This window comes from Ruminococcus sp. OM06-36AC, from assembly GCF_003438725.1.
Taxonomy (GTDB): Bacteria; Bacillota; Clostridia; order Oscillospirales; family Ruminococcaceae; genus Ruminococcus_C; species Ruminococcus_C callidus.
Genome location: NZ_QSTT01000060.1, coordinates 1 through 1,711, shown reverse-complemented (window position 1 = coordinate 1,711; position 1,711 = coordinate 1). Strand labels below are relative to the sequence as shown.

Below are 1,711 nucleotides of genomic sequence, written 5' to 3'. Positions count from 1 at the left end.
GTTTCCACATACAGCACCATATTCGTGGCATCTTCCGGAATCTGATAGTTTTTGTTGGCAAGCTGTACCCACTCGCCCTTGACGGCAGTTCCCTCTGCCACAGTGGCGTACTGTGCCTCGCCGTTGGCATCGGTATATGCCAGTTTCAGGAAGAACTGGTCAGTTGCATCGCCGTCAAAATATTCCACGTTAACACTAAAGCTGTATTCTTTTCCCGGCACAAACGCCTTGGGATTCAGTGTTCTTCCGGCACCATTCCACGCAGCCGTCCGGTTCTGCACCAACAATGCTTCACTGCCCACATAGGCGGTTCTGCCGCTGGTGAGAACATCTGCACTGCCTCTGCCTTCCCAGCTGTCTGTATCGCCCTCAAATGTGCTTTGGAAATACCAGCCGTATTCATTCGGTTCAATGGGTTTGTCATTGCCGCCGGGATTGTTGCCGTCGCCCCACTCCGACTGGGGGATCATAGAGGTCAGTGTGGTATATGCCAGCTTTGGCTGATGATTGGTATCGTACAGCAGCGGGGTGTTCTCCGTTTTGATCCATGTGTTGGCATCGTTCGGCCCCCAGATGCACACGGCAGTCACTCTGCCGTCTGAGCTGGGATTCTTGTTCCAGTCCATAGCAGCCTGAAAGATCGCCTTGTACTTATCCGCCTGCTGCTGGAGAGTATACTTGCCGTTTTCCATAGTGATGTCCAATTCTGTGATCTGCAAATCGCAGCCAATGGAAAGGAATTTTTTCATTGCCGTGGTGTATGCCGACACACCGGAGAATCCGTCATAATCTGCGTTGATGTGGGACTGCATGCCAATGCCGTCCAGCAAGCCTTTTTCATAGAGGGACTTGCACATACTATAAATAGCATCCCGCTTGTGATCCCAATACTCATTGTAATCGTTATAGTAAAGGGCACAGCTTTCCGGTGCATATTTCCGTGCATAGGTAAAGGCTTTTTCCACAAAGGCATTACTGCCGTAGACCTGTACCCACGGAGATTGTCCGCTGATGTTCTCGCCCGGCTCTCTGGTGCCGCCATTGTTGGCGGTACGGTTGCTGTCGTCGCTGATACACTCATTCGCCACGTCGTAGGCATAGAGATTCAGATCCGGATACTGGGTCTTGATTGCCGCAAACATATTTTTGATGTAGCTTTCCATACGCTGATCCATGACTGCCGAGGAAACCCAGTTTCCGCTGGCATTGAAGTTTTCCTTGAAAAACCACAGCGGTGTCTGGCTATGCCACACCAGCGTATGACCACGCATGGCAATGTTATTATTGACGCAGAAGTCCATGATGCTGGCAGCATTGTTCAGAGAAACACCGATATTCGTTTCGCTGCACTGAGACTGCACCAGCGTTGCATCTGGCTTGGTTTCGTTCTCGCACTCGATGCTGTTATAGTCCTTCAGCACGCTGGCAGTAATGGTGGAGTTCTTTACAGTACTGCCGTTGAGAATATTGCCCACCCGAAAATAGTCGGCGAACTCGTCTTTCAGTCCCTTTTCCTCAGCCGCCGCAGAAACCTCACTGCTGTCCGACTTTCCTGTTACGGTGACATCATCAAACACAAAATCGTTGGTGCTGTCTGTGGTAATGGTCATCCGGAATTCGCCGCTGTTTTCCGGTGCACGATAAGAAGCGGAAAGTTCTGTCCATTTGCCGGCTCTGGTCTGTTTTGCCGTCAGTTCGGTTTCCGTTTCCT

At 50.9% G+C, this 1,711-nt stretch carries 1 protein-coding gene; it reads right to left on the bottom strand.

Annotated features, from left to right (window positions below; translation table 11 throughout):
• The coding region (locus DXB92_RS13105; protein ID WP_181977094.1) for an endo-1,4-beta-xylanase at positions 1-1,711 on the bottom strand (1,711 nt) is incomplete at both ends.